General features: G+C 64.8%; 27 protein-coding genes. 18 read left to right on the top strand and 9 right to left on the bottom strand.

Annotation, left to right across the window (positions count from 1 at the left end; genetic code table 11):
- Window positions 1-300 precede the first annotated feature (300 nt).
- The 5 genes from Q0602_RS06350 to Q0602_RS06330 all read left to right on the top strand — a co-directional run bounded on the left by Q0602_RS06350 (window position 301) and on the right by Q0602_RS06330 (window position 4,964).
- Window positions 301-579: an exodeoxyribonuclease VII small subunit gene (locus tag Q0602_RS06350; RefSeq protein ID WP_295036216.1), complete on the top strand. Its 279-nt coding sequence runs from the start codon at window positions 301-303 to the stop codon at window positions 577-579.
- Window positions 569-1,459 carry a farnesyl diphosphate synthase gene (locus Q0602_RS06345; protein ID WP_295036217.1) on the top strand — a complete coding sequence of 297 codons (891 nt, stop codon included), beginning with the start codon at window positions 569-571 and terminating at the stop codon, window positions 1,457-1,459. Before Q0602_RS06350 ends, Q0602_RS06345 begins: the two co-directional genes overlap by 11 nt.
- Before the next feature lie 17 nt (window positions 1,460-1,476).
- The gene (locus tag Q0602_RS06340; RefSeq protein WP_298840439.1) at window positions 1,477-3,480 is read left to right on the top strand and encodes a 1-deoxy-D-xylulose-5-phosphate synthase; all 2,004 of its coding nucleotides are present in this window, start codon (window positions 1,477-1,479) and stop codon (window positions 3,478-3,480) included.
- A 7-nt stretch (window positions 3,481-3,487) separates the two neighbouring features.
- On the top strand, window positions 3,488-4,264 hold the full coding sequence (gene djlA / locus Q0602_RS06335; protein ID WP_298840436.1) for a co-chaperone DjlA: 777 nt from the start codon (window positions 3,488-3,490) through the stop codon (window positions 4,262-4,264).
- Between the two features lie 100 nt (window positions 4,265-4,364).
- Entirely contained in the window at window positions 4,365-4,964 is a 600-nt protein-coding gene (locus tag Q0602_RS06330) for a methyltransferase domain-containing protein (protein ID WP_295036220.1), read from the top strand.
- Here the strand turns inward: Q0602_RS06330 and Q0602_RS06325 are convergent, their stop codons facing one another.
- Entirely contained in the window at window positions 4,965-5,549 is a 585-nt protein-coding gene (locus tag Q0602_RS06325) for a TetR/AcrR family transcriptional regulator (protein ID WP_298840433.1), read from the bottom strand.
- 104 nt (window positions 5,550-5,653) lie between these two features.
- Here Q0602_RS06325 and Q0602_RS06320 point away from each other — a divergent pair, with 104 nt between their 5' ends.
- Window positions 5,654-5,971, top strand: a complete 318-nt coding sequence (locus Q0602_RS06320; protein ID WP_295036222.1) for a multidrug efflux SMR transporter — start codon at window positions 5,654-5,656, stop codon at window positions 5,969-5,971.
- On the top strand, window positions 5,971-6,300 hold the full coding sequence (locus Q0602_RS06315) for a multidrug efflux SMR transporter (RefSeq protein ID WP_298840430.1): 330 nt from the start codon (window positions 5,971-5,973) through the stop codon (window positions 6,298-6,300). The genes Q0602_RS06320 and Q0602_RS06315 overlap by 1 nt, the downstream gene beginning before the upstream one ends.
- A gap of 60 nt (window positions 6,301-6,360) precedes the next feature.
- On the opposite strand, the gene Q0602_RS06310 is transcribed toward Q0602_RS06315, so the two are convergent.
- Genes Q0602_RS06310 through Q0602_RS06290 form a run of 5 tightly spaced genes read right to left on the bottom strand, consistent with a single transcriptional unit; the run spans window position 6,361 to window position 11,435 of the window.
- Window positions 6,361-7,317: an isoaspartyl peptidase/L-asparaginase family protein gene (locus tag Q0602_RS06310; protein ID WP_298840428.1), complete on the bottom strand. Its 957-nt coding sequence runs from the start codon at window positions 7,315-7,317 to the stop codon at window positions 6,361-6,363.
- Entirely contained in the window at window positions 7,314-8,090 is a 777-nt protein-coding gene (locus tag Q0602_RS06305; protein ID WP_298840427.1) for an amino acid ABC transporter ATP-binding protein, read from the bottom strand. Before Q0602_RS06305 ends, Q0602_RS06310 begins: the two co-directional genes overlap by 4 nt.
- Window positions 8,087-9,184, bottom strand: a complete 1,098-nt coding sequence (locus Q0602_RS06300; RefSeq protein ID WP_298840426.1) for an amino acid ABC transporter permease — start codon at window positions 9,182-9,184, stop codon at window positions 8,087-8,089. The genes Q0602_RS06305 and Q0602_RS06300 overlap by 4 nt, the downstream gene beginning before the upstream one ends.
- Window positions 9,185-9,194: 10 nt before the next feature.
- Window positions 9,195-10,352, bottom strand: coding sequence for an ABC transporter permease subunit (locus tag Q0602_RS06295; protein ID WP_298840425.1), 1,158 nt, complete (start codon window positions 10,350-10,352; stop codon window positions 9,195-9,197).
- A gap of 42 nt (window positions 10,353-10,394) precedes the next feature.
- Window positions 10,395-11,435 carry an amino acid ABC transporter substrate-binding protein gene (locus Q0602_RS06290; protein WP_106418889.1) on the bottom strand — a complete coding sequence of 347 codons (1,041 nt, stop codon included), beginning with the start codon at window positions 11,433-11,435 and terminating at the stop codon, window positions 10,395-10,397.
- A gap of 168 nt (window positions 11,436-11,603) precedes the next feature.
- Here Q0602_RS06290 and Q0602_RS06285 point away from each other — a divergent pair, with 168 nt between their 5' ends.
- Window positions 11,604-12,506 carry a LysR family transcriptional regulator gene (locus Q0602_RS06285; RefSeq protein ID WP_298840420.1) on the top strand — a complete coding sequence of 301 codons (903 nt, stop codon included), beginning with the start codon at window positions 11,604-11,606 and terminating at the stop codon, window positions 12,504-12,506.
- A 118-nt stretch (window positions 12,507-12,624) separates the two neighbouring features.
- The gene (locus Q0602_RS06280; protein WP_298840418.1) at window positions 12,625-13,131 is read left to right on the top strand and encodes a DUF421 domain-containing protein; all 507 of its coding nucleotides are present in this window, start codon (window positions 12,625-12,627) and stop codon (window positions 13,129-13,131) included.
- Window positions 13,132-13,163: 32 nt separating this feature from the next.
- On the opposite strand, the gene Q0602_RS06275 is transcribed toward Q0602_RS06280, so the two are convergent.
- Window positions 13,164-15,023 (bottom strand): ABC transporter ATP-binding protein, encoded by a 1,860-nt coding sequence (locus Q0602_RS06275; RefSeq protein ID WP_298840416.1) that lies wholly within the window; start codon window positions 15,021-15,023, stop codon window positions 13,164-13,166.
- A 299-nt stretch (window positions 15,024-15,322) separates the two neighbouring features.
- On the opposite strand from Q0602_RS06275, the gene soxR reads away from it, so the two are divergent.
- On the top strand, window positions 15,323-15,790 hold the full coding sequence (gene soxR, locus Q0602_RS06270) for a redox-sensitive transcriptional activator SoxR (protein ID WP_367276926.1): 468 nt from the start codon (window positions 15,323-15,325) through the stop codon (window positions 15,788-15,790).
- Between the two features lie 15 nt (window positions 15,791-15,805).
- Here the strand turns inward: soxR and Q0602_RS06265 are convergent, their stop codons facing one another.
- Both Q0602_RS06265 and ribA read right to left on the bottom strand, forming a co-directional pair.
- Window positions 15,806-16,492 (bottom strand): hemolysin III family protein, encoded by a 687-nt coding sequence (locus tag Q0602_RS06265; RefSeq protein ID WP_295036226.1) that lies wholly within the window; start codon window positions 16,490-16,492, stop codon window positions 15,806-15,808.
- A 161-nt stretch (window positions 16,493-16,653) separates the two neighbouring features.
- Entirely contained in the window at window positions 16,654-17,289 is a 636-nt protein-coding gene (gene ribA / locus Q0602_RS06260) for a GTP cyclohydrolase II (protein ID WP_149436218.1), read from the bottom strand.
- Between the two features lie 136 nt (window positions 17,290-17,425).
- Here ribA and hemE point away from each other — a divergent pair, with 136 nt between their 5' ends.
- From hemE to Q0602_RS06220, 8 genes are all read left to right on the top strand, one after another.
- Window positions 17,426-18,541 (top strand): uroporphyrinogen decarboxylase, encoded by a 1,116-nt coding sequence (gene hemE, locus Q0602_RS06255; RefSeq protein WP_298840414.1) that lies wholly within the window; start codon window positions 17,426-17,428, stop codon window positions 18,539-18,541.
- On the top strand, window positions 18,513-19,007 hold the full coding sequence (locus Q0602_RS06250; RefSeq protein ID WP_298840410.1) for a thiol-disulfide oxidoreductase DCC family protein: 495 nt from the start codon (window positions 18,513-18,515) through the stop codon (window positions 19,005-19,007). Before hemE ends, Q0602_RS06250 begins: the two co-directional genes overlap by 29 nt.
- Window positions 19,008-19,012: 5 nt before the next feature.
- Window positions 19,013-19,411, top strand: coding sequence for a VanZ family protein (locus Q0602_RS06245; protein WP_298840448.1), 399 nt, complete (start codon window positions 19,013-19,015; stop codon window positions 19,409-19,411).
- A 289-nt stretch (window positions 19,412-19,700) separates the two neighbouring features.
- The gene (locus tag Q0602_RS06240) at window positions 19,701-20,729 is read left to right on the top strand and encodes an amino acid ABC transporter substrate-binding protein (RefSeq protein ID WP_295036229.1); all 1,029 of its coding nucleotides are present in this window, start codon (window positions 19,701-19,703) and stop codon (window positions 20,727-20,729) included.
- 85 nt (window positions 20,730-20,814) lie between these two features.
- Window positions 20,815-22,005: an amino acid ABC transporter permease gene (locus tag Q0602_RS06235; RefSeq protein ID WP_295036230.1), complete on the top strand. Its 1,191-nt coding sequence runs from the start codon at window positions 20,815-20,817 to the stop codon at window positions 22,003-22,005.
- 1 nt (window position 22,006) lies between these two features.
- Complete coding sequence (locus tag Q0602_RS06230) at window positions 22,007-23,119, top strand: amino acid ABC transporter permease (protein WP_298840408.1); 1,113 nt, start codon at window positions 22,007-22,009, stop codon at window positions 23,117-23,119.
- A gap of 64 nt (window positions 23,120-23,183) precedes the next feature.
- On the top strand, window positions 23,184-23,963 hold the full coding sequence (locus tag Q0602_RS06225; RefSeq protein WP_298840407.1) for an amino acid ABC transporter ATP-binding protein: 780 nt from the start codon (window positions 23,184-23,186) through the stop codon (window positions 23,961-23,963).
- A gap of 12 nt (window positions 23,964-23,975) precedes the next feature.
- Window positions 23,976-24,139: Rid family hydrolase (locus tag Q0602_RS06220; protein ID WP_298840444.1), on the top strand; the 164-nt coding region annotated here is incomplete at its 3' end.

Genomic DNA, 24,139 nt, shown 5'->3' with positions numbered 1-24,139 from the left:
GAGCCCCCGCCTCGGCGGCGCCAGCGGGCGCATAGCTTAACACAGGCACCGCAGGGCAGGATGAAAATGACGCGGCTTCAACGTGAAGCGAGTGCATCCGCCAGGTGCGTCGCCCAGCCCTGAACGGGCGGCCACGAGGGCGCCGTGCCGGATTTGCCGCCGGGGGCAGACGTCCCCCCCGGGCGGCGGTGTATACTGGCAAGCCGTTTCCGAACTGGCGTGGCGTTATCCGGACGTTCGCGCCTCGATGAGAGCTCCCGGCATCATTGGGATGGCCGCGAGCGATGACACGAGAGCCCCATGCCCGACAAGATGGCTGACAAGGACGTTTCCCAGGACGACCCCAAGGACTTTGCCGCGACACTGGATCGGCTTGAGACGCTCGTGGCTCAACTCGAATCCGGCGAACTGACGCTGGAGGCTTCGCTGAGCGCCTTCGAGCGCGGCATCCGCCTGACACGGGATGCCCAGCACCGCCTCGACAGCGCCGAACTCAAGGTCCAGGCCCTGCTCGAACAGGGCGACGGCAGCCTGCAGTCGGTGCCGTTCGAGACCCGGGAGCCCGACGATGAGCGCTGATCACCCCGGTGTCGCGGCGGGTATCGACGCGGCGCGGTCGCGCAGCGAGCACGTCTTGACCGGCTGGCTCAATCGCCAGAACGGCAGTTGCGCCACCCTCGACGATGCTCTCCGGTACAGCGTACTGGGGACCGGCAAGCGGCTGCGTCCGGTGCTGGTCTATCTCGCCGGCCGCGCGCTCGGGGCCGAGGACGACGCGCTGGATGCGCCGGCGGCGGCGATCGAGATGATCCATGCCTATTCGCTGGTTCACGACGATCTGCCGGCGATGGACGACGACGACCTTCGTCGCGGCCGGCCGACGGTCCATCGCGCCTTCGACGAGCCGCTGGCCATTCTGGCCGGCGACGCGCTGCAGACGCTGGCGTTCGAGGCGCTCGCCTCCAGGCCGCATCCGCGTCTGGCGGCCCTGGTCACCACGCTCGCCCAGGCCGCCGGCCGGGATGGCATGGCTGCGGGGCAGGCGATCGATCTCGGTGCCGTCGGCGCGCCGATGGATCTTGCGGCACTGCAAATGATGCACCAGCACAAGACCGGGGCGTTGATCCGTGCCGCCGTGCGCCTGGGGGCGCTGGTCGCGGTCGAGGAGTCCGATCCCAGAGTCGCGGCGCTGGACCGCTACGCCGCGGCGATGGGGCTGGCGTTCCAGATTCACGACGACGTTCTCGACGTCACCGGCGACACCCGGACGCTGGGCAAGACCTCCGGCGCCGACGCGCGCCGCGACAAACCGACCTATCCTGCTCTTCTCGGTGTCGCGCAGGCCCGTGACCGCGCGCTCGACCTGCTCGACGAGGCGCTCGAGGCCCTGCAGCCGCTGGGCGAGGCAGGCCTGCCACTGGCGGCTCTGGCCCGTTTCATGATCGATCGCGATCACTGACCCGGTAACGACATTTTATGAAGCTGTTCGATGAAATCCCCACTCGGCGCCCATTCACCCCGCTGCTCGACACCCTCGAGTCGCCGGCGGGCCTGCGCACGCTGTCGCTGACCCAACAGCGGCAGGTCGCCGACGAGCTGCGCGCCTACCTGCTGTACAGCGTAGGCTGCAGTGGCGGCCATTTCGGTGCCGGTCTCGGCGTCGTCGAATTGACCGTGGCGCTGCACCGCGCGCTGGAAACGCCTCACGATCGCTTGCTGTGGGATGTCGGCCATCAGGCCTATCCGCACAAGATCCTGACCGGGCGTCGCGAGGCGCTGGCGAGCATTCGCCAGTATGGCGGCCTGGCGGCGTTTCCGCGGCGCGAAGAGTCGCCGTTCGATACCTTCGGCGTCGGTCACTCGAGCACCTCGATCTCGGCGGCGCTGGGCATGGCGCTGAGCGCCCGGACCAAGGGCGAGAAGCGTCGCGTCTGCGCGGTGATCGGCGACGGCGCCCTGACGGCCGGGATGGCGTTCGAGGCGCTGGCCCACGCCGGCCACGTCAACGCCAACCTGCTGGTCGTGCTCAACGACAACGAGATGTCGATCTCGGAAAACGTCGGTGGCATGGCGAGTTATTTGACCCGGATTCTGACCAGCAAGCCTTATGCCGCCATGCGCGAGAACGGCAAGCGGGTACTCTCGCACCTGCCCGGGGCGCTCGAGTTCGCGCGGCGCACCGAAGAGCACGTCAAGGGCATGATCAGCCCGGCGACGCTGTTCGAGGAGATGGGCTTCAACTATCTCGGCCCCATCGACGGTCACGATCTGGCGGCGCTGAATCAGGCGCTGGAAGCCGTGCGCGATCTTGACGGCCCGCAGTTCCTGCATATTCGTACCCGCAAGGGGCGTGGCTTTCGGCCGGCGGAAGCCGACCCGATCGGCTTCCATGCGATCACCAAGCTGGAAAAGGCGCCACCGAGGCTACCGGAAGTGGACGCCACCACGCCGCCGACTGCCGCGACGAGCGCAGCGGGATCGACAGCGGAGCCGAAACCGCGTTCGAAACCCAAGTCCGACGATTCATTGCGCCCGAAGCCGCGCAAGTACTGCAACGTCTTCGGCGACTGGCTGTGTGACATGGCGGCCGAGGATCAAAGGTTGATCGGGATCACTCCGGCCATGCGCGAGGGCTCGGACCTGATCCGCTTCTCGCAGACCTATCCCGAGCGTTACTACGACGTGGCGATCGCCGAGCAGCATGCGGTGACGCTGGCGGCCGGCATGGCCTGCGAGGCGATGAAGCCGGTGGTCGCGATCTACTCGACCTTCCTGCAGCGCGGCTACGACCAGCTGATTCACGATGTCGCCGTCCAGCATCTCGATGTGACCTTTGCCATCGATCGCGCCGGTCTCGTCGGCGAGGACGGCCCGACGCACCATGGGGCACTGGATCTCTCCTATCTGCGCTGCGTGCCGGGCATGATCATTCTGGCGCCGGCGGACGAGGCCGAGTGCCGGGCGATGCTGTCGACCGCCTATCATCACGAGGGTCCTGCCGCCGTGCGCTATCCACGCGGGACCGGGCCCGGCAGCGAGATTCCGGCGGATCTGGCAGCTCGGGTGCCGATCGGCAAGTCCGAGCTGCGCCGTGAATCGGCCGCGCCGGAGAAGCGCGTTGCGCTATTGGCCTTCGGCAGCCTCAATACGCCGGCGGCCGAGGTGGCCGAGCATCTCGACGCGACGCACCTCAACATGCGCTCGGTGAAGCCGCTGGATCGGGAGGCGATCCTGGCCGCCGCACGGGATCACGATCTGCTGGTGACGCTGGAGGAGAACGTGGTGGCCGGCGGCGCGGGTAGCGGTGTCAACGAACTGCTGGCAGCGGAAGGCGTCGAGGTTCAGGTGCTCAACCTGGGGATTCCCGATGCCTTCGTCGAACATGGCAAGCCCGCCGAGCTACTGCGCGATTGCGGCCTGGACGCCACGGGAATCGAGGCCGCCATCCGTCAACGCTTGAACACCAACAACGACCGATAGGACTTTCATGTCAATTGCCATTCTGATCGGCGCCGTCATCGGCTATCTCTTCGGCAAGTTGCCGGGCCTTCTGATCGGTGCCGCTATCGGCTGGTGGATCAGCCGCAAGCTGCGCAGCTCGCTGGTGGGGCGCGTCGTCAACATCCAGCATCAGTTCCTGGAGTCGACCTTCGCGGTGATGGGTTGCGTGTGCAAGGTCGACGGCCATATCACCCAGGACGAGATCCGCACGGCGGAGATGCTGTTCGATCGCCTCAATCTGAGCGGGGAGATGCGCGAGCGGGCCAAGGCGGCCTTCAATCGCGGCAAGTCGCCGGAGTTCGACCTCGACGCCGAGGTGGAGACGGTCCGGCGCGTCACCGGCGGCCAGCGCGCGCTGCTGCAGGTGTTCCTGCAGGTGCAACTGGCGGCGATCGCCGCCGACGGCCAGATGCACCCCGCCGAGCACGACATGCTGCTTCGCGTGGCCCGGGGCCTCGGCTTCTCCGAAGCGGAGATCCAGCAGATCGAGGCGATGTTGCGCGGCGGCGCCCATCAGGGAGCCGGCGGGGCGAGCAGCGGCCAGTCGCTGGAAGACGCCTACCGCGTGCTGGGCCTCTCCGAGGACGCCTCCGATGCCGAGCTCAAGCGCGCCTATCGCAAGCTGATGAGCGAGAACCATCCCGACAAGCTGGCCGGCAAAGGCTTGCCCGAGAGCATGCGCGAGATGGCCAAGGAGCGCACCAGCGAGATCAGCAACGCCTACGATCTGATCAAGAAGACGCGGGAGCAGCGCGCGGGCTGAAACCGTCTCGCAACGACCCCGGTCGCTATTGTCTCGTGGCAGCTAACAGGCTTAGATAGAGGCTCGAACGCCGAGACTGCCACGACAAGGACGTGACTGGATGCCAGCGAAGGCCGATCTCTACCGCACCGCCGCCCGAATGCTGGGCACGATCGACAAGAGTGGATGGATACTGCGTTACCGCTACGGCGACCGCCGACTGCTCGAGGACGTGGTGTTGCCCGCGCTCGACCGCGACCCGGCAGTGGAGTCGCTGCTGCTCGTCGGATGTGCCTGGTATACCCGCCACTATCCTGGGCTGCTGCCGCGCAAGCGGGTCATGACCATGGAGATCGATCCTGCCAAGGCGGCTTTTGGCGGTGACCCGCATATCGTGGCCAACATGACCGACATCACCGAGCATGTCGCGGCAGACAGCCTCGATGCGGTCATCTGCAACGGTGTGCTGGGGTGGGGGCTGGACGAGCCCGACGCGGTGGAAGCGGCGTTTGCCGGCGCCGTGACCTGCCTCAGGCCCGGCGGCCTGTTGCTGCTGGGCTGGAATGACATACCGCCGCGTAACGACTGCCCGCCCCACACCATCGCCGCGCTGAATGGACTGGAAATCGCCGACATTCCCGGCCTCGACACCCACTCGTTGATCGCTCTCGAGCGCAACCAGCACTGCTATCAGGCTTATCGCAAGCCCGACGAAGGCTGATCAGCCTGCCTTCACGCCCGTCCAGAATACCGACCAGACGCCTTCGAACCGGCGTTCCAGTTCCGGCCTTTCGTACATGAAGGTTTCCGACAGCAGCCCGTCGATGACGCAGTAGAAGGCGGCGATGAAGTGATCGTCGGCCAGTGTCTCGCGCAGGGCGCCGGCTCGGTGCCCTGCCTCGACGAAGGCGAGCAGGCGCCGGTCGATTCGTGACTCGCCCTGTTCGGTAATCGCCTCGGCCTCGGCGACGAGATCGTGGGGAGGAAACAGCAGAAAGCGCTTGTAGAAAACGCCCTGATGCTCGCGATAGGCGAAGGTGGCGCACTGCTGCAGCAGGTGTCGCAGCCGCTGCTCGAACGGGGCGTCCGCCATCTCGGCCAGGCTGGCGTCGATCAGCGCGATCATGTCGTCGTCGGCATCGCGGGACAGCTCCAGGAACAGCGCTGCCTTGCTGTCGAAGTGGTTGTAGATCGAGGGCTTCTTGATGCCCGCAGCAGAGGCGATCTGCGCCAGTGTCGTGGCTTCGTAGCCGTGGCGGGCGAATAGCGAGAGGCCGATCTGCTTGAGGCGGTCGCGGGTGTTCAAGAGGTCGTCTTCCAGTGGGATTGAGGGCGTAGCTTGCCAAGTTTGGTAGGGCGAAATAAACTAACGACCGTTAGTTAGTCATTCTTTGCCGAGTGGTGCAAGTCATGATGCGACCGCAATGGATCATCCTGCCGCTGGCCGGCCTGGCCGAGGTCGGCTGGGCAGCCGGCCTGAAGCATGCCGAAAGCGTGCCTGACTGGCTGCTCACCGTCATGCTGGCGGTCACCAGCCTGTGGCTCGCTTCGCGGGCGGTGCGCTACATGCCCACCAGCACCGTCTATACGGTCTTCGTCGGCCTGGGCGCGGCGGGCACGGCCGTCGCCGACTGGCTGCTGTTCGGGGTGGCGTTTCACTGGCCGGTATTGGCCTTCATCGCGCTGTTGCTGGCTGGCGTGATCGGATTGCAACGGGTGAGCGACTGATGGAACCGACCACACTGCACTGGATCGCGCTGCTGGTCTCGGGCGCTTTCGAAATTGTCGGCGTCGCCGGCTTCGACCGCCTCAATCGCGGCCAGCGCCTGCACGGCATGCTGCTGCTCGTCGTCGGTTTCGGCAGCTCGCTGGGCCTGCTGTCGATCGCCATGCGCTCGATCGACATGGGCGTGGCCTACGCCATCTTCACCGGGATCGGCACCCTCGGCAGCACGCTGATGGGCATGCTGCTGTGGGGCGAATCGCGGCGTCCGCTGCGACTCGCCTTCGTGGGGATGATCGTCTCGGCGGTGGTGGGTCTGAAACTGGTGAGCTGAAGAACACGATGGCTGGCGCGGTAACGAAGGCTCGAGGCTGCCCCGGCAGGTGGCGAGGGCTTAAAGATACCGGCGATCGTCATCGGCGTAGATGGCGGTGTGTAAGACGCCGTTCTCGTCGCGCCAGGCACGGTACATGCCCGGCGTGTTGAAGACGAGGCGGGTATCGCCGTCAGGGGCAACGGCGATGACGCCACCGTCACCACCGATCGCCTTGAGTTCGCCATGCACTACATCGTCGCAGGCCGTCGCCAGATCGGCGCCGCCATACTGCATGCGCGCGGCGATATCGTGGGCTACCGCCGTGCGAATGAAATACTCGCCGTGCCCGGTGGCGGAAATCGCGGCGGAGCGATCGTCCGCCCAGGTGCCGGCACCAATCAACGGCGTATCGCCGATCCGCCCGTAACGCTTATTGGTGATGCCGCCGGTCGAGGTGGCGGCGGCGACGTGCCCGTGGCTGTCCAGCGCCACGGCACCGACCGTGCCGAACTTGTGGCCTTCTGCATGCGTCGGTTCCAGAGCCATGGCGCCGTTCGAGTGGCGATGTTCCTCCCACTGTTGCCGGCGTAGCGGCGTATCGAAGTAGTCGTTGTCGACCGGTGTCATGCCACGGGACGCCAGGAAGTCGTCGGCACCTCGGCCGCCGAGCATCACGTGATCGCTGTGCTCCATCACCTGGCGCGCGCCGCAGATCGGATGGCGCACGTGGCGCGCGCCGGCGATGGCGCCGGCATTGCGGTCGCTGCCGCGCATGATCGCGGCGTCGAGTTCGTGTTCACCGGCTTGCGTGAAGACGGCCCCCAGGCCTGCGTTGAACCAGGGGCAGAGCTCGAGCTCGACCACGCACGCCTCGACCGCATCGAGGCAATTGCCGCCAGCTTCGAGGATACGATGGCCGGTGGCGATGGCGCGATGCAGCCACGCGTGGATATCGTTTTCTTCCCGCTCGCTGAGACGGCCGGGCTTGAGAACGCCGGCGCCGCCGTGAATGGCCAAGGCGATGGGTGACTTCATGCACTAACTCCATGGTCGAGAATCTGGTCGAGGAAGCGCCGGGTACGCGACGATTCCGGGGATTGAAAGAAGCGGGCCGGCGGTGCCTGTTCGATGACCTCGCCGCCATCCATGAACACCACGCGGTCGGCGACCTTCTTGGCGAAGCCCATCTCGTGCGTCACGCAGATCATGGTCATGCCCTCCTGGGCCAGGTCGACCATGACCTCGAGCACCTCGGCGATCATTTCCGGATCGAGCGCCGACGTCGGCTCGTCGAACAGCATCACACGGGGGCGCATGCATAACGCGCGGGCGATGGCGATCCGCTGTTGCTGGCCGCCGGAGAGCTGGCCGGGATACTTGTTGGCGTGATCACGCATCTGCACCTTGTCGAGCAGCGTCAGCGCCCGCTCGATGGCCTCTGCCTGGGGCACGCGCAGGTTGGCGGTCTGTGGCAGCGTGCAGTTCTCGAGCACGGTGAGATGCGGGAACAGATTGAAGTGCTGGAAGCACATGCCGACACTGCGGCGGATTCGCTCCAGGCGCTTGATGTTGTCGTCGAGGGTCTCGCCGAGCACCTCGATCGTGCCCCGCTGATGCTTCTCGAGCTGGTTGATGCAGCGGATCAGGGTCGACTTGCCCGAGCCGGAAGGCCCGCAGACGACGATGCGCTCGCCGGTGGAGACGGTCAGCGAGATATCTTTCAGCGCATGATAGTCGCCGTACCACTTGTTCAGACGTTCGATACGCACGACCGTGGAATCGGCCGCGACTGGCGTCGGTTTGCTCATTGGCGACTCTTCTCCAGTTGGCGTTCGAGATAGCGCGCGTAGCGCGACAGTGCGAAGCAGATCGCGAAGAAGAACAGGGCCAGGAACAGATAGACCTCGTTCTCCCGGCCGATCCACTCGGGGGCGGAGGTGGTACTCATGGCGATACCGACGACATCGAGCACGCCCACCACCATCACCAGCGTGGTCTCCTTGAACAGCCCCACGAACTGGGTCAGTAGCGGCGGAATGGTGTTGCGCAGCACCTGAGGCAGGATGATCAGCCCCATCGCCTTCCAGTAGGAGAACCCGAGCGCGGCAGCGGCTTCGTACTGGCCCTTTGGCATGCCCTGCAGGCCGCCGCGCACCGTTTCCGCCATGTAGGCCGCGGTGAACAGCACCAGTACTGCGAGCACGCGCAGTAGGATGTCGAGGTTCCAGCCCGAGGGCAGGAACAGCTGGATCATCAGCGAGGCCATGAACAGCAGCGTGATCACCGGAACCGAGCGGATCAGTTCGATGTAGAGGACGCTCAGCACGCGAATGACCGGCTTCTTAGAGCGGCGGCCGAGGGCGAGCAGGATGCCGATGGGTAGCGCGAAGACCATGCCCACCACGCCCAGGAAGACCGTCACCAGGATGCCGGCGAAGCGCGTCGAGGAGATGTCCGGCAGGCCCGGTCCGCCCTTCAGCAGCCACCACATCGCGAACGGCAGCAGCACCAGATACGCCAGCGTCCAGCGGCGGTCGATACGCTTGATGTAGAGCAGTGGAAAGACCCCCGCGGCCAGGGCGAAGGCGATGTCGACCCGCCAGCGCTGGGTCTCGGGGTAGAAACCGTAGACGAACAGCCCCAGGCGCTGGGTGATCGGTAGCCAGCAGGCGCCATCGCCGGTGCAGTCGGCCTGGCTGGTGCCGACGAAGGTGGCCGAGAACACCAGCCAGTCGAGTGCGACGTAGGCGAACCAGCCGCTCAGGATGAGCGTAGCCAGCGACAGTAATGCTTGCAGCGGAGAGGGGAACAGCTGCCGCCGTGCCCAACGCCAGGCCCGGCTGGCCACACGTGGCGGTAGGGTCTGCGATGAAGTCGGCGTGGAGAGCGTCGTTGTCGTCATGTCACAAACCTCAATGCGTGCGCAGGCCGACACGGTGGTTGTAGAAATTCATCAGCGCGGATGTCACCAGGCTGAAGACGCAGTAGGTCGCCATCACCAGTGCGATGCACTCGATCGCTTGCCCGGTCTGGTTGAGCGTGGTGCCCCCGGTCGACGAGACCAGTTCCATGAAACCCACCACGACGCCGAGCGAGGAGTTCTTGATGATGTTGAGATAGGTGCTGGTGACCTGCGGAATCATGGGATAGATCGCCTGCGGGATGATCAGCTTGGCCATCGCCTTGCGCGGACGGAAACCCAGGGCGTCCGCGGCTTCGTACTGCCCGCGCGGCACCGACTGGATCGCCCCGCGCACGATTTCGGCGATATAGCTCGAGCTGTAGATCGACAGCGCCAGCCACAGCGCCAGCAGTTCGGGTGTCAGCGCCACGCCGCCGGCAAAGCTGAAGCCGTGCGATACCGGTACGTCCCACTTCCAGTGGGCGTCGCTGATCAGGTAGCACAGCAACGGCAGGGCGATGGCGCCGCCGAGGATCGCCGGCCAGCGCGACGGCCCCAGCCCCTTCCAGGGCTGACGGGCGAGATAGCGCCCCATGGCCAGACTACCCAGCAGACCCCCTAGGCAGAGCCACAGCAGACCCCAGCCGACCAGCGAACCGTCGCTGGCCCAGGGGATGGTCAGCCCGCGATTGCTGAGGAAGGCGACGTCGAAGAGCTCGATCGCCTGGCGCACGCTGGGCAGGGCGAGCACCAGGCTGTACCACCAGATCAGATGGACCACCAGCGGGACGTTGCGCAGGAACTCGACCAGCAGATAGCTCAGGCGGCTGATCAGCCAGTTGCCCGAGACCCGGCAGACGCCGAGCAGCACACCCAGCAACGTGGCCAGCGCGATGCTCATGAGCGACACCAGCAAGGTATTGAGCAATCCCACCAGATAGGCGCGGAAATAAGTGTCGTTGGGCGTGTAGTCGATCAGATGGAAGGTGATGTCGTAGCCGGCGCGATCGGCGAGAAAACCGAACCCGGAAGCGATGCCCTTGGCATCGAGATTGACGCTCGCCTCGTGGATCAGCCAGTAGAAGACCGCCGCCACCAGCAGCAGCACGGCCCCCTGCTGCACGGCGCTGAGCACGCGAGCGTTTTGCAGACGTCGAGTCACGAACATGGAAAAATCCCAAGCCGCCCGCTGCGGGCGGCACGGTCGGGGTCAGCGGATCGGCGCGGGGTAGATCAGCCCCCCGTCGGTCCACAGACGATTGAGACCACGCTCGAATTTGAGCGGCGTGTCGGGGCCAACGTTGTTGGCGAAGATCTCGCCATAGTTGCCGACCTGCTTGATCGCCTGGTAGGCCCAGTCGTTGCCGAGACCGAAGCGTTCGCCGATGTGTCCGTCGGTGCCCAGCAGACGGGCGATCTTGGGATTGTCGGCGACCGGGGCGTCGCGCATCTGGTCGACGTTGGCCGAGGTCACGCCGAGCTCTTCGGCGTTCATCAGCGCGAAGGCGGTCCAGGTCACGATGTCGCGCCACTGGGCGTCACCCTGGGAGACGTAGGCGCCCAACGGCTCCTTGGATATGATGGTCGGCAATATGGTGTAGTCGTCGGGGTTGGCGAACAGGGTGCGCCGCGCCGCCAGACCGGTCAGGTCGTTGGTGATAGCGTCGCAGCGACCTTTCTGGAAGGCGCTGTATAGCTCGCTGCTCTTCTCGATCACCACCGATTTGTAGTTCAGTCCCTTGCGTCCGAAGTAGTCGGCGAGATTCTGCTCGGAGGTGGTGCCGGGGGAGAGACAGAAAGTGGCACCGTCGAGATCCTCGATCTTGCTGATGCCGAATTCGGCGTGGGTCATGAAACCCTGGCCATCGTAGAACCAAGGCGTGGTGAAGTCGGCGCCAAGATTGGCATCCCGCGAGGCGGTCCAGGTGGTGGAGCGCGACAGAATGTCGATCTCTCCGGAGGAGATCGCGGTGAAACGGTTCTTCGACGAGGTGCTGACGTACTCGACCTTGCTGGCGTCTCCCAGCGTCGCGGCGGCGACGGCGCGGCAAAGGTCCACGTCCATGCCTTTCCAGTGACCGTCGTCGCTGAGGTACGAGAAGCCGGCCTTGTCGCTACTGACGCCACAGCGAATGGAGCCACGCTGCTGGACGTCCTGAAGCGTACCGGCCTGCGCCGCCCCGGCAATGCAGGGACCGGCCAGCAGGCCGATGAGCGATAGAGTCGCCGTCAGGCATTTCTTGTTATGCATGATCGAACCTTTCGATTGTAATGTGTCCGGGAAAGCGCTTTTGGCGTTGGAACGATTTCGGTTTTTTGCGCTATCTTCCCGGGTCAAGTTACGTAGAATCGATAGGAGAGAACAGCAGCGATTGATCCGGGAAGTTGCATCCACCATCGAACATTTGAATAACCTAATATGGAAGTCGCCTGGTACGCCGATTTTCTGGCGCTCGCCGATACTGGCAAGTTCACCGCCGCCGCGGAATTGCGGAACTGCTCCCAGTCCGCGCTGAGTCGGCGTATTCGGCTGCTCGAGAAGCAGTTGGGCGTGACGCTGGTCGATCGGCAGTCCACGCCGGTGAGGCTGACCGCCGCCGGCGATGCGCTGCTGCCCACGGCCCTGGAACTGGTTCGTCTGGCCAAGGAGTGCGAGCAGAGTGTCAAGGTCATAGATCGACCGTTGACGTTTGCCTCTTTGCACACGCTGGCCTGCAATTTCTTCCCGCAATGGATTTCCCGCTATACCAGCGCCAGTAACCCGCTGTATACGCGGATCGATACCGGCCACAAGACCACCGAAAACTATTACATGGCGCTGATGTCGGGGCGCTGCGATTTCATTCTGTTCTATCGCGACGAGGAGTCCGAACGCTATTTCCAGCGCGAGGATTTCGAAGTGCTGTCGCTGGGGCACGACGAGCTATATTGGGTCGGAACGCCCTCACTGGCCGCTGATTGCCTGACGGGGGACAGCGCCATTCCCTGGCTGACCTACTCGCGTAGCGCGCAGTTGCACGCCCTGTCGCGCGACCAAGTCAGTCGTCACCCGCAGCCGCACCGGCTCAAACGAGCATTCGAAGCCACGGTGTCGGAAGCGCTCAAGCCGATGGTCGCCATGGGTCACGGCATTGCCTGTATGCCGCACAGCATGGTGGCCACGTCGATCGAGGACGGCAGTCTCGTGCGCCTCTATCAGGATATGCCGTCGGAACATCTCGAGATCATTTTGGTCCGCTGGCTGGGCAATCGAAACTTGACGGCTGACACGTTCTGGCAGGTATTGAGCGAAGATCGCGGGACGATCGCCGGCGCCTCATAACGCTGTCTATTGCGTGAGAAAGAAGAGGGGCAGTCCGGTTTGGATTGGTTGGTCGGCAACGAGGTGTCTACGCTGACAGCCTTCTCCTCTTCCTTTTCCGTCAGTCAGGAGTCTATTCATGCATCCGGTCGCCCATACGGTCGTCGTCGGCGTCATCAGCTATCTGGTCCTGATCGCCATCATCCGGCTCTCCGGCAAGCGTACGCTGTCGAAATGGAACGCCTTCGATTTCGTGGTGACCATCGCGCTGGGCTCGACGCTGTCGACGGCACTGGTGTCCACGCAGGTATCGCTGGCGCAAAGCATCACCGCCTTTCTGCTGATCGTCGTGCTGCAGTTCGCGATCACGTTCACCTCGGTGCGCTCCCGCGCGATCAAGAATCTGGTCAAGTCGCAACCGACGCTGCTGCTTTTCCGGGGGCGTTTTCAGCAGGCGACCATGACCCGGGAGCGTGTCGTCGAAGCCGAGGTGTGCGCGGCCATCCGCGAGAGCGGTATCGCCGACGTCGAGTGCGTCCATGCCGTGGTGCTGGAGACCGACGGCACTTTCAGCGTGATCCCGGACGCCGGCCGCAGCGACTCGGCGCTGCAGGGGGTGGTGGGACTGCCGTCTTCAAGGGGCTGACCGCAACCCGGGTATCCGCAGCGGCGCTCGGCTCAGCGAATCTCCTGTGTCGATGGCGGCGAGGCCTCCGCTTCCAGGAAGCCGCCCGACTGACGCCGCCACAGCCGCGCGTAGAGACCGTTCTGGCGAATCAATTCGGCATGGCTGCCCTGTTCGACGATGCGTCCGCGCTCCATTACCACCAGGCGGTCCATGGCCGCAATGGTGGAGAGGCGATGAGCGATGGCGATCACCGTCTTGCCCTGCATCAGCTGGTCGAGGTTCTCCTGGATCGCCGCCTCGACATCGGAGTCCAGCGCCGAGGTGGCTTCGTCGAGGATCAGGATCGGGGCATCCTTGAGCATCACCCGGGCGATGGCGAGACGCTGGCGCTGGCCGCCGGAGAGCTTGACCCCGCGCTCGCCGACGTGGGCCTCGAAGCCCTCGCGACCGTGGACGTCGCGCAGCGACTCGATGAAGTCCGAGACATGGGCCTGCTTCGCCGCCTGCCATGCCATCTCGTCGGTGGCGTCGGGGCGGCCGTAGAGCAGATTGTCGCGCACCGAACGGTGCAGCAGCGAGGTATCCTGCGTCACCATGCCGATCCGTGCGCGCAGGCTCTCCTGGGTCACGTCGGCGATGTTCTGGCCATCGATGCGAATCGCGCCGCCTTCCAGCTCGAAAAAACGCAACAGCAGGTTGACCAGGGTCGACTTGCCGGCACCGCTCGGGCCGATCAGGCCAATCTTCTCGCCGGGCCGGATGGTCAGCGACAGGTCGTCGATCACGCCGCCGCCCTTGCCGTAGTGGAAGCGGATATGGTCGAACGCGATCTCGCCGCGATCGATGGCGAGCGGCCTAGCCTCGGGGGCGTCCTCGATCTGGCGCGGCAGCGACAGCGTCGCCATGCCGTCCTGGACCGTGCCGATGTTCTCGAACAGGCCCGACACTTCCCACATGATCCACTGCGACATGCCCCACAGCCGCATCACCAGCCCCAGCGCCACGGCGACGGCGCCCACGCTGATCGCTTCTCCCAGCCACAGCGCGATGGACAGCCAGCCGACGCTGAAGAGCAGTAGCGCATTGAGCAGGTAGAGCATCCCGTAGAGCCCTGTCACCAGCCGCATCTGGCGATAGACGGTGACCAGGAAGCCGTGCATGCCTTCCTTGGCGAACGAGGCCTCCCGCTGGGCGTGGGAAAACAGCTTGACGGTCTGGATGTTGCTGTAGCTGTCGACGATGCGCCCCGTCATGCGCGAACGGGCGTCGGCCTGGGATTTCGACACCCGGCCCATGATCGGCACGAACACCCGCAGCAGCACCAGGTAGCCGGCCAGCCACACCACCAGCGGCATCGCCAGGCGCCAGTCGGCATTGCCCACCAGCAGCAGCGTGCCCAGGAAATAGACGCTGACGTAGTTGAGCACGTCGAACAGCTTGATCACGCATTCGCGCACGGCCAGCGAGGTCTGCATCACCTTGGTGGCGATGCGTCCGGCGAACTCGTCCTGATAGAAATGCATCGACTGGCGCAGCAGGTAGCGATGCGCCTGCCAGCGGATGCGCATGGGGAAGTTGCCCATCATCGTCTGCTGCTGGAACAGCGAGTGCAGCCACACCAGGCCGGGCAGCAGGATCAGTACGACGAAGGCCATGCCGGCCAGTTTCCAGCCCTGATTGGCGAGGAACGTTTCGCGATCCTGGGCGGCAAGCCAGTCGACGATGTTGCCGAGAAAGCCGAACATCCACACCTCGATGCCGGCGATCAGTGCCATCAGCGCCGTCGCCGTCAGCAGGTACGGCCAGGCACCGCGGGTGTAGTGGAGGCAGAAGGCGACCAGAGTCTCGGGTGGGCGCTGGGGCTCCTGCGGCGGAAAGGGATCGAGGCGGTTTTCGAACCAGCGAAACATGGCAATCCTGGAGTCTTGTTGCGTGATCGGGGTGACGACACGCGAGCGCTGGCGATCAGTCGCTCGGGTGCGGCGGTAAAGCCGTGATTGTACGCCGGTTCGGTTACCCCGGAGTCATCGATTGGCGCCAGCCGCGGACGGGAGGACCTCGGCGGCTGGCGGCGCTCGTCGGCGGTCGAGCGCTGCTCGGGCTCGGATCGAAGGTGTCGGATGGCATGGCGGCGATCTCTTGCGGCGATATGGGAATTTCTGCACTCTAATTCCTCAAGCAAGCTTGAGGTCAAGCGCGGAACATGACGATGAAGATGCCGCGGAGGGGGTCGCTCTCCGCCACCAAACAGGCTTTGAGCGTCGGCGATGTGGCCCGGCGCAGCGGCGTGGCGGTATCGACGCTGCACTTCTACGAAACCAAGGGGCTGATCCAAAGCTGGCGCAATGCCGGTAATCAGCGGCGTTACACCCGGGACGTATTGCGCCGTGTGGCCGTGATCAAGATCGCCCAGCGCACCGGGGTACCGCTGACGGAGATCCGCGAAGCACTGGCGGCGCTGCCCGACTCGCGCACGCCGACGGCGGCGGACTGGCGGCGGTTGTCGCAACGCTGGCGGGTGGCGCTGGATACGCGCATCGCCCATCTCACCCAGCTGCGCGACCAGCTCGACGGCTGCATCGGTTGCGGCTGTCTGTCGCTGTCGCAGTGTCCGCTGCGCAACCCGGGCGACGTGCTGGGCGGCGACGGCGAGGGGGCGCAGCGGTTGGAGCGATGACGCCGGCAACCGGGCTCAGGTCTCGAACGGCAGTACCGCGGTGTAGACGGCCAGGAAGTGACAGACACTGCCGCCGATCACGAACAGGTGCCAGATCGCGTGATGGAACGGAATCGCCCGGATGGCGTAGAAGATCACGCCCACGGTGTAGGTGATGCCGCCAGCCACCAGCAGGGCGAGGCCGGTGGGGGATAGCTGTGCGGTGAGGCTGTCGGAGGCGATCAGGATCAGCCAGCCCATGATCAGGTAGATGAACACGCGCAGTATGCCGAACCGGTGGGGCCAGATCAGACGCAGCGCGATACCCCCGAGCGCCAGGCTCCAGATGACGGCGAACAGCGCCCAGCCCATCGGCCCGCGCAGGTTGACCAGCAGGAATGGCGTGTAGGTGCCGGCGATCAGCAGGTAGATGGCGCAGTGATCGAAGGCCTGGAAGACGCGCTTCAGGCGCTGGCCGCGAAAGCCGTGATAGAGGGTCGAGGCGGTGTAGAGCAGCAGCAGGCAGCTGCCGTAGAGCGAGACGCTGACGATCTTCCAGGGGTCGACGTGGGCGGCGATGCTGGCGAGCACGATCAACACGATCATGCCGACGAGACTCAGTGCCGCGCCGATGCCGTGGCTGATGCTGTGCAGCCACTCCTCGAGGCGGGTGAACTCGCCGGATTCAGGGTGACTGGAGGGTTCTGGCGGCAGATCTGACATGATTTTCGAAACCTCACTGCAATCGAGGCGGCTGCCGCCACGGCGGCAGAATTCGGAAAGCTGTCTTCTGTGACTGAATCGAGACATCGGGGTTCAGTCCGTGCGGCCATGATGACGCCGATGTGACGCCGGTAAGAAGTCCGGCCGCGAGGAGCGCTCGCTCAGGCGTCGCGCTCGATATCCACGTCGCTGGCGGGCGTGAAATCGTCGAGATCCATCATGTGATCGAGCTTGCCGACCTTGGTGGTCAGGTAGTGCTCGTTGAACGGATTGCGACCGGTGGTGATCGGCAGGCGTTCGTGGATCTCGACGCCATCCTGGCTCAGCGCCTCGACCTTGCGCGGGTTGTTGGTCATCAGCCGCAGCGACCGGATGCCAAGGTGTTCCAGCATCGGCACGCAGATATCGTAGCGGCGCTGGTCGGCACCGAAACCCAGGCGCTCGTTGGCTTCGACGGTGTCGGCGCCATCGTCCTGCAGCGCATAGGCACGGATCTTGTTGAGCAGGCCGATACCGCGGCCTTCCTGGCGCAGATAGAGCAGGGCGCCGCGCCCCTCGTCGGCGATCCGCTTGAGCGCTTCCTGGAGCTGATAGCCGCAGTCGCAGCGCATCGAGAACAGGGCGTCGCCGGTCAGGCATTCGGAGTGCACCCGCGCAAGGACCGGTGTCGGCGTGGTGACGTCGCCAAGGGTGAGCACGACGTGCTCCTTGCCGGTGGCCTCTTCCTGGAAGCCGTGCAGCATGAACGTCGCCCAGGGGGTGGGTAGTTGCGATGCGGCGATGAAGCGGATCGTCACGATGACCTCGCGATTGGGAGGGGCTCCGGCGTCGAATGCCGGCCGAGAGCGCCGGGCAATTAAAAGGGCGGCATTATAACAGGCCTGGCGGCCGATCCGTTACAATGCCGGCAAATCTCGAACGCAAAAGGCCGTCATGACTCTGTCCCGTGATCTCCCGTCGCAGGCGCTTTCCGACGATGTCCAGCCGCCTGCGCTGCATAACGACCGCCTGCTGCGGGCGCTGGCCCGCCAACCGGTGGACCGCACGCCGGTCTGGATGATGCGACAGGCGGGCCGCTACCTGCCGGAGTATCGCCAGACCCGGGCCCACGCCGGCAGTTTCATGGATCTGTGTCGCAACGCCGAGCTGGCCTGCGAAGTGACGCTCCAGCCTCTCGAACGTTATCCGCTGGACGCGGCGATTCTGTTCTCGGATATCCTGACCATCCCGGACGCCATGGGGCTCGGGCTCTATTTCGAGACCGGCGAAGGGCCCAAGTTCCGCAAGACGGTGCGCTCCGCTGCCGACGTGGCTGCCCTGAGCGCGCCGTCGGCCGAGAGCGATCTCGACTACGTGATGAACGCCGTCGCCACGATCCGTCGCGAGCTCAACGGCCGCGTACCGCTGATCGGCTTCTCCGGCAGTCCCTGGACACTGGCGACCTACATGGTCGAAGGCGGCTCCAGCAAGGATTTCCGCCATCTCAAGGCGATGCTCTACGGCGATCCCGACACGCTCCATGCCTTGCTGGGCGTACTGGCCACGGCAGTGACCGACTATCTCAACGCCCAGATCCGAGCCGGTGCCCAGGTGGTGCAGATCTTCGATACCTGGGGGGGCGCCCTGTCGACGCCCGCGTACCGCGAATTCTCCCTGGCCTACATGCAGCGCATCGTCGATGGCCTGATCCGGGATCACGACGGCCGCCGCGTGCCGGTGATCCTGTTCACCAAGAACGGCGGGCAGTGGCTCGAGTCGATCGCCGACAGCGGCTGTGACGCGGTGGGCCTGGACTGGACCACCGAGCTGAGCGACGCCCGCCGGCGCGTCGGCGACCGTGTGGCGTTGCAGGGCAATCTCGACCCCAACGTGCTGTTCGCGCCGCCGTCGCGAATCCGCGAGGAGGTCGCCCGCATCCTCGAGAGCTTCGGTCCGGGCGAGGGCCACGTCTTCAACCTGGGACACGGCATCAGCCAGTTCACCGATCCGGATCACGTCACCGCGTTCATGGACGCCCTGCATGAGCTCAGCCCCGCCTATCATCGCTGAGTCCACCGGCGGCGAGGCCGGGGACGGCCTGCTGCTGTTCGATGCCGACTGCCCGTTCTGCCGGCGCTCGGTACGCTGGCTGCTGGCTCGCGAGCGCCCGGACAGCCGACTGCGCATCTCCGGGCTGAAGGGGGCGGTCTCGCGCCGGCTCGGCGAGCATTTCCGGATCGACTTCGCGCGGTCCGACAGCATCTGGGTTTTCGTCGACGGCGCGCCCAGCCGCAACAGCGACGCCGCCTGGCGTCTGGCCACCCGGTTGCGGGGCGGGTGGCGGCAGCTCGAGTGGCTGCGCTGGATCCCGCGTCCCCTGCGCGATGGGGGCTACCGTTTCATCGGCGACCACCGACATCGGCTCTCATCGCTGGGCGCCCCGCGCCTCGAGGATCACCCACGCTGGGTGGATCGTCTGCCTGCCGGGCTCTGTCGTCGCTGCGGGTTGCCTGCCGAACTGGCGGACGCGCCGTGAGCGAAATGCGACGCCGCCGCGAGTGGGGCAAGAGCATGTCGCCGCGTATCCGGCGCACCGCCGCGGCGCTGCTGACGCTGGTGTGGGCCGCCGGGATCGCCTGGGGGAGCCTGAGTCCCGCGGGGGACTTGCCGCAGCACCTGCCCTGGGACAAGTTCAATCACTTCATCGCCTACGCCGGCCTGGCGACCGGGCTGCGTGTCGCGGGGTGCCGCTGGCTGCTGGCCTGGCTGGCGGCGGTCGCGTTCAGCGTCGTCGTCGAGTACCTGCAGCTGTGGGTGCCGGGACGTCAAGGCGGCGACTGGGCCGATATCCTCGCCAACTCGCTCGGGGCCAGCGTCGCCCTGTTGGGACTGTCCATGGCCGGGATGTGGTGCCGACGCGGTCGCGGGATTCAACCATAGTCGAAGATCGCTTCGCGATGCCTTGATGGCCATTCGCGCCGGAAGGGGCTCGTGAGCGGGCACCATCATGGTGCGGCTGTGTTATTTAAGCACTGTTTTGAAACAATTTGTTGTCACTGCGTCGGCTCCGGATGCCGGGCGGACCCGATGTGCTCGTAGGCGACGGCGCTAGGATAGCGTTGAAACAGGGTTTTACGGCCCTTGGCGCGAAAGTGGAACGAACTTTGCTAATTTCATCTGGCATGTTCCGGCATGCACTCAAATGATAACGCGAGGGAGTTGATTCCATATGCGCCACAACAACAAAAGCCTGATCGTACTGCCAGCCGCCCTGCTTGCCGCGGCTGCCGTGACCCCTGCTCAGGCTGCCACTTTGGATGATGTCAAAAGCAGCGGCGAATTCACCTGTGGCGTCAGCACGGGTCTGACCGGCTTCTCCTCACCCGATGAAAACGGCAAGTGGACCGGCATCGATGTCGAGGTCTGCCGCGCCGTTGCCGCTGCCGTTCTCGGCGATCCGGAGAAGGTGGTGTTCTCTCCGCTCACCGCCAAGGAGCGCTTCACCGCCCTGCAGTCCGGCGAAGTCGACGTGCTGTCCCGCAACACCACCTGGACCGCCACGCGCGACAACTCCCTGGGTCTGAACTTCACTGGCGTCAATTTCTATGACGGTCAGGGCTTCCTGGTCCGCAAGGACCTGGGCATCGAGAGTGCCACCGAGCTCGATGGAGCCTCCATCTGCGTCCAGGCGGGGACCACCACCGAGCTGAACATGGCCGACTACTTCAAGGCCCATGACATGCAGTTCCAGCAGGTCGCGTTCGATACCTCCGACCAGACCGCTCAGGGTTTCGACAGCGGACGTTGCGACGTGCTGACCTCCGATTCGTCGCAGCTGGCCGCGCTGCGTCTGCAACTGGCGGATCCCGACGGCGTGGTGATTCTGCCCGAGCGCATTTCCAAGGAGCCGCTGGGCCCGGTCGTTCGCCAGGGTGACGACCAGTGGTTCAACATCGTCAAGTGGACGCTGTTCGCGATGCTCGACGCCGAAGAGCTCGGCGTGACCAGCGACAACGTCGACCAGATGCGCGACAACCCGCCGAACCCGGACGTGGCGCGCCTGCTGGGCAAGGACGGCACCTTCGGCGAGCAGATGGGCATCAGCAACGATTGGGCCTACAACATCGTCAAGATGGTGGGCAACTACGGCGAAGTCTTCGAGCGTACCGTCGGCATGGATTCTCCGATGAAGCTCGAACGTGGCATCAACGCGCTGTGGAACGACGGCGGCATCCAGTACGCCCCGCCGGTTCGCTGAGCGTCAACTCGTCCTCTCGACACCGCGCCCCTTCGGTCTGAGCGCCGGGGTGCGGTGTTTCTCAACGCTCGAGTAGAGACAACTCATGCTGCGTCCATCCACTACCCTGCCGCGACGGGGGCGGGGCCCCCTGTGGCGGAATCCCGCCATCCGCGCCCTGATCGTTCAGGCCGTGCTGTTCCTGGTCCTGGCGGTTTTCATCGGTTATCTGGTCCACAACACGCTGGTCAACCTCGAGGCCCGCGGTATTCAGACGGGTTTCGGCTTTCTCGAAGGGCGAGCCGGTTTCTCGATTCCGCAGACGCTGATCGACTACACCAGCGATAGCACCTACGGCAAAACGTTCGTCATCGGTCTGCTCAACACGCTGCTGGTATCGGCACTGGGGATCGTGGCGGCGACGATCATCGGCTTCCTGGTCGGCATTGCCCGTCTGTCGCCCAACTGGCTGCTGGCGCGTCTGGCGACGATCTACGTCGAGGCTTTCCGCAATATCCCGCTGCTGGTCCAGATCCTGTTCTGGTACTACGCCGTGCTGCGGGCGCTGCCATCGCCGCGACAGAGCCTGTCGCTGTTCGATGCCTTCTTCTTCAACGTGCGCGGCATGGTGATGCCCGATCCGCAGCCGCTCGAGGGCTTCTCCGCGACGCCCTGGGCGCTATTGATCGCCGTCGTCGCCGTCTTCCTGTTCGGCCTGTTCGCCAAGCGGCGCCAGGCGAGAACCGGCCAGGCGCTGCCGGTCTACTGGATCGGCGCGACTGTCGTCATCGGCCTGCCGCTGATCGTCTTCCTCGCCACCGGGTCGCCGCTCGACTGGACGCTGCCGGAATTGACCGGTTTCAACTTCCGCGGCGGGATCAATATCCTGCCGGAGCTGCTGGCGCTGTGGCTGGCGCTGTCGATCTACACCGCGGCCTTCATCGCCGAGATCGTGCGTTCGGGCATTCTGTCGGTCTCCCATGGCCAGACCGAGGCGGCGCGCTCGCTGAGCCTGCCGGAGACCATCACCCTGCGCAAGATCGTCATCCCCCAGGCGATGCGGGTCATCGTTCCGCAGATGACCAGCCAGTATCTCAACCTGATCAAGAACTCCTCGCTGGCCACGGCGATCGGCTACCCGGACCTCGTTGCCGTCTTTGCCGGCACCACGCTGAACCAGACGGGGCAGGCGATCGAGATCATCGCCATGACCATGGCGGTCTATCTGGTCATCAGCCTGACGGTGTCGTTCCTGATGAACCTCTACAATGCGCGCACGCTGCTGAAGGAGCGTTGAGATGACGACTGACTCTACCTTCCGCACCCAAATGATCGAGGCGCGCGAGGCGCCCGACCAGAGCCGGGGCGTGCTCGGCTGGTTCCGGGCCAACCTGTTCAACGGCCCGATCAACAGCATCGTTTCGATCGTGGTCATCCTGCTGCTGGCGCGACTGGTCTGGCCATTCCTGGAGTGGGCGGTGATCGACGCCGACTGGATCGGCACCACCCGCGACGCCTGTACCGGCGAGGGCGCCTGCTGGGTGTTCATCTCGGCTCGCTTCGAGTCCATCATCTACGGCTTCTACCCCGAGGCGGCGCGCTGGCGAGTCGATATCGTCTTCGCGCTGCTGGCGATCCTGGTGGCCTGGCTGGCGGTCCCACGAATGCCACGCAAGAAGTGGGTCGCGCTGTTCACGCTGGTCGTGTTCCCGATCATCGCCTTCTTCCTGCTGGTGGGGGGCTCGTTCGGACTCGAATACGTGCCGACTCGTGCCTGGGGCGGGTTGATGCTGACGCTGACGATCGCCGTGGTGGGCATCGTTGGCTCGCTGCCGCTGGGTATCATCCTGGCACTGGGGCGGCGCTCGAAGATGCCCTTCGTCAAGGGCGTCTGCGTGATCTTCATCGAGTTCTGGCGGGGGGTGCCGCTGATCACGGTCCTGTTCATGGCCTCTGTCATGCTGCCGCTGTTCGTGCCGGGCGAACTGGATTTCGACAAGTTGTTGCGGGCGCTGATCGGGATCATGTTCTTCTGGAGCGCCTACATGGCGGAGGTGATCCGCAGCGGGCTGCAGGCGATCGGCAAGGGGCAGAACGAGGCGGGGCAGGCCCTGGGGTTGAGCTATTGGCAGCGCATGGGGCTGATCATTCTGCCGCAGGCGCTGAAGATGGTCATTCCGGGCATCGTCAACACCTTCATCGCGCTGTTCAAGGACACCTCGCTGGTGCTGATCATCGGGCTGTTCGATCTGCTGGCGATCATTCGCGCCGGCCTGACCGACTCCAACTGGCTCGGTTTCTCCACCGAGGGCTATGTGTTCGCGGCAGCGGTTTTCTGGATCTTCTGCTTCAGCATGTCCCGTTACAGCCAGTACATCGAGCGTCGTCTCAATACCGGACATAAACGGTGAGCGCGACAGGACTTCCGCCACTCGTGCCCACACACAACAAGATCGTCATCAGGAAATCATTGCCATGAGCGAAGCGACAGCGACTGAAACAACCGCACCCGGCAGCGACGGACCGATGATCGAAATCGATCATCTCAACAAGTGGTACGGCAGCTTCCACGTACTGCGCGACATCAACCTGACCGTGACCCGGGGCGAGCGCATCGTCATCTGTGGCCCCTCGGGCTCGGGCAAATCGACGATGATCCGCTGCATCAATCACCTGGAAGAGCATCAGCAGGGTTCGATCGTGGTCAACGGCGTGCCGATGACCAACGACGTCAAGCGGATCGAGCAGATTCGCCGCAATGTCGGCATGGTCTTCCAGCACTTCAACCTGTTTCCGCACCTGACGGTGCTCGAAAACTGCTGCCTGTCCCAGATCTGGGTGCAGAAGAAGCCCCGTGCCGAGGCGGAAAAGAGCGCCATGGAATATCTCGAGCGCGTCCAGATCGCCGATCAGGCGCTGAAGTATCCCGGACAGCTCTCGGGCGGCCAGCAGCAGCGCGTGGCGATCGCCCGGGCGCTCTGCATGCGTCCCGAGGTGATGCTGTTCGACGAACCGACCTCGGCACTCGATCCGGAGATGATCAAGGAAGTGCTCGACGTCATGATCGAGTTGGCCCACGAGGGGATGACCATGCTCTGCGTGACCCACGAGATGGGCTTCGCCAAGACCGTTGCCGACCGGGTGATCTTCATGGACCAGGGACAGATCATCGAGGAGGCGCCACCGACCGAGTTCTTCAACAACCCGCGCTCGGAGCGTACCCAGCTGTTTCTCAGCCAGATTCTGGGGCATTGAGGAGAAAATCGGATGGGTATCGAAAAGCTTTTCGTCTCGGGCGCTCCGCAGCCGATCGCACCGTTCTCCCACGCCTGCAGGGTCGGCGATCTGGTCTTCATCACCGGCCAGATGCCGACCGTGCCGGAGACCAACGAGATGCTGCTGGGGACGTTCACCGAGCAGACGCACCGGGT

The sequence above is a fragment of the uncultured Salinicola sp. genome (genome assembly GCF_937921195.1).
Classification (GTDB): Bacteria; Pseudomonadota; Gammaproteobacteria; order Pseudomonadales; family Halomonadaceae; genus Salinicola.
Note: the sequence above shows the minus strand (reverse complement) of the source record. Positions and strands in the feature narration are given on the sequence as shown.

Bases quoted from the DNA above. Each gene is read 5' to 3' on its own strand.
- Q0602_RS06350 (WP_295036216.1), top strand. From the start codon at position 301: ATGCCCGACAAGATGGCTGACAAGGACGTTTCCCAGGACGACCCCAAG.
- Q0602_RS06345 (WP_295036217.1), top strand. From the start codon at position 569: ATGAGCGCTGATCACCCCGGTGTCGCGGCGGGTATCGACGCGGCGCGG.
- Q0602_RS06340 (WP_298840439.1), top strand. From the start codon at position 1,477: ATGAAGCTGTTCGATGAAATCCCCACTCGGCGCCCATTCACCCCGCTG.
- djlA (WP_298840436.1), top strand. From the start codon at position 3,488: ATGTCAATTGCCATTCTGATCGGCGCCGTCATCGGCTATCTCTTCGGC.
- Q0602_RS06330 (WP_295036220.1), top strand. From the start codon at position 4,365: ATGCCAGCGAAGGCCGATCTCTACCGCACCGCCGCCCGAATGCTGGGC.
- Q0602_RS06320 (WP_295036222.1), top strand. From the start codon at position 5,654: ATGATGCGACCGCAATGGATCATCCTGCCGCTGGCCGGCCTGGCCGAG.
- Q0602_RS06315 (WP_298840430.1), top strand. From the start codon at position 5,971: ATGGAACCGACCACACTGCACTGGATCGCGCTGCTGGTCTCGGGCGCT.
- Q0602_RS06310 (WP_298840428.1), bottom strand. From the start codon at position 7,317: ATGAAGTCACCCATCGCCTTGGCCATTCACGGCGGCGCCGGCGTTCTC.
- Q0602_RS06305 (WP_298840427.1), bottom strand. From the start codon at position 8,090: ATGAGCAAACCGACGCCAGTCGCGGCCGATTCCACGGTCGTGCGTATC.
- Q0602_RS06300 (WP_298840426.1), bottom strand. From the start codon at position 9,184: ATGACGACAACGACGCTCTCCACGCCGACTTCATCGCAGACCCTACCG.
- Q0602_RS06295 (WP_298840425.1), bottom strand. From the start codon at position 10,352: ATGTTCGTGACTCGACGTCTGCAAAACGCTCGCGTGCTCAGCGCCGTG.
- Q0602_RS06290 (WP_106418889.1), bottom strand. From the start codon at position 11,435: ATGCATAACAAGAAATGCCTGACGGCGACTCTATCGCTCATCGGCCTG.
- Q0602_RS06285 (WP_298840420.1), top strand. From the start codon at position 11,604: ATGGAAGTCGCCTGGTACGCCGATTTTCTGGCGCTCGCCGATACTGGC.
- Q0602_RS06280 (WP_298840418.1), top strand. From the start codon at position 12,625: ATGCATCCGGTCGCCCATACGGTCGTCGTCGGCGTCATCAGCTATCTG.
- Q0602_RS06275 (WP_298840416.1), bottom strand. From the start codon at position 15,023: ATGTTTCGCTGGTTCGAAAACCGCCTCGATCCCTTTCCGCCGCAGGAG.
- soxR (WP_367276926.1), top strand. From the start codon at position 15,323: ATGAAGATGCCGCGGAGGGGGTCGCTCTCCGCCACCAAACAGGCTTTG.
- Q0602_RS06265 (WP_295036226.1), bottom strand. From the start codon at position 16,492: ATGTCAGATCTGCCGCCAGAACCCTCCAGTCACCCTGAATCCGGCGAG.
- hemE (WP_298840414.1), top strand. From the start codon at position 17,426: ATGACTCTGTCCCGTGATCTCCCGTCGCAGGCGCTTTCCGACGATGTC.
- Q0602_RS06250 (WP_298840410.1), top strand. From the start codon at position 18,513: ATGAGCTCAGCCCCGCCTATCATCGCTGAGTCCACCGGCGGCGAGGCC.
- Q0602_RS06245 (WP_298840448.1), top strand. From the start codon at position 19,013: ATGCGACGCCGCCGCGAGTGGGGCAAGAGCATGTCGCCGCGTATCCGG.
- Q0602_RS06240 (WP_295036229.1), top strand. From the start codon at position 19,701: ATGCGCCACAACAACAAAAGCCTGATCGTACTGCCAGCCGCCCTGCTT.
- Q0602_RS06235 (WP_295036230.1), top strand. From the start codon at position 20,815: ATGCTGCGTCCATCCACTACCCTGCCGCGACGGGGGCGGGGCCCCCTG.
- Q0602_RS06230 (WP_298840408.1), top strand. From the start codon at position 22,007: ATGACGACTGACTCTACCTTCCGCACCCAAATGATCGAGGCGCGCGAG.
- Q0602_RS06225 (WP_298840407.1), top strand. From the start codon at position 23,184: ATGAGCGAAGCGACAGCGACTGAAACAACCGCACCCGGCAGCGACGGA.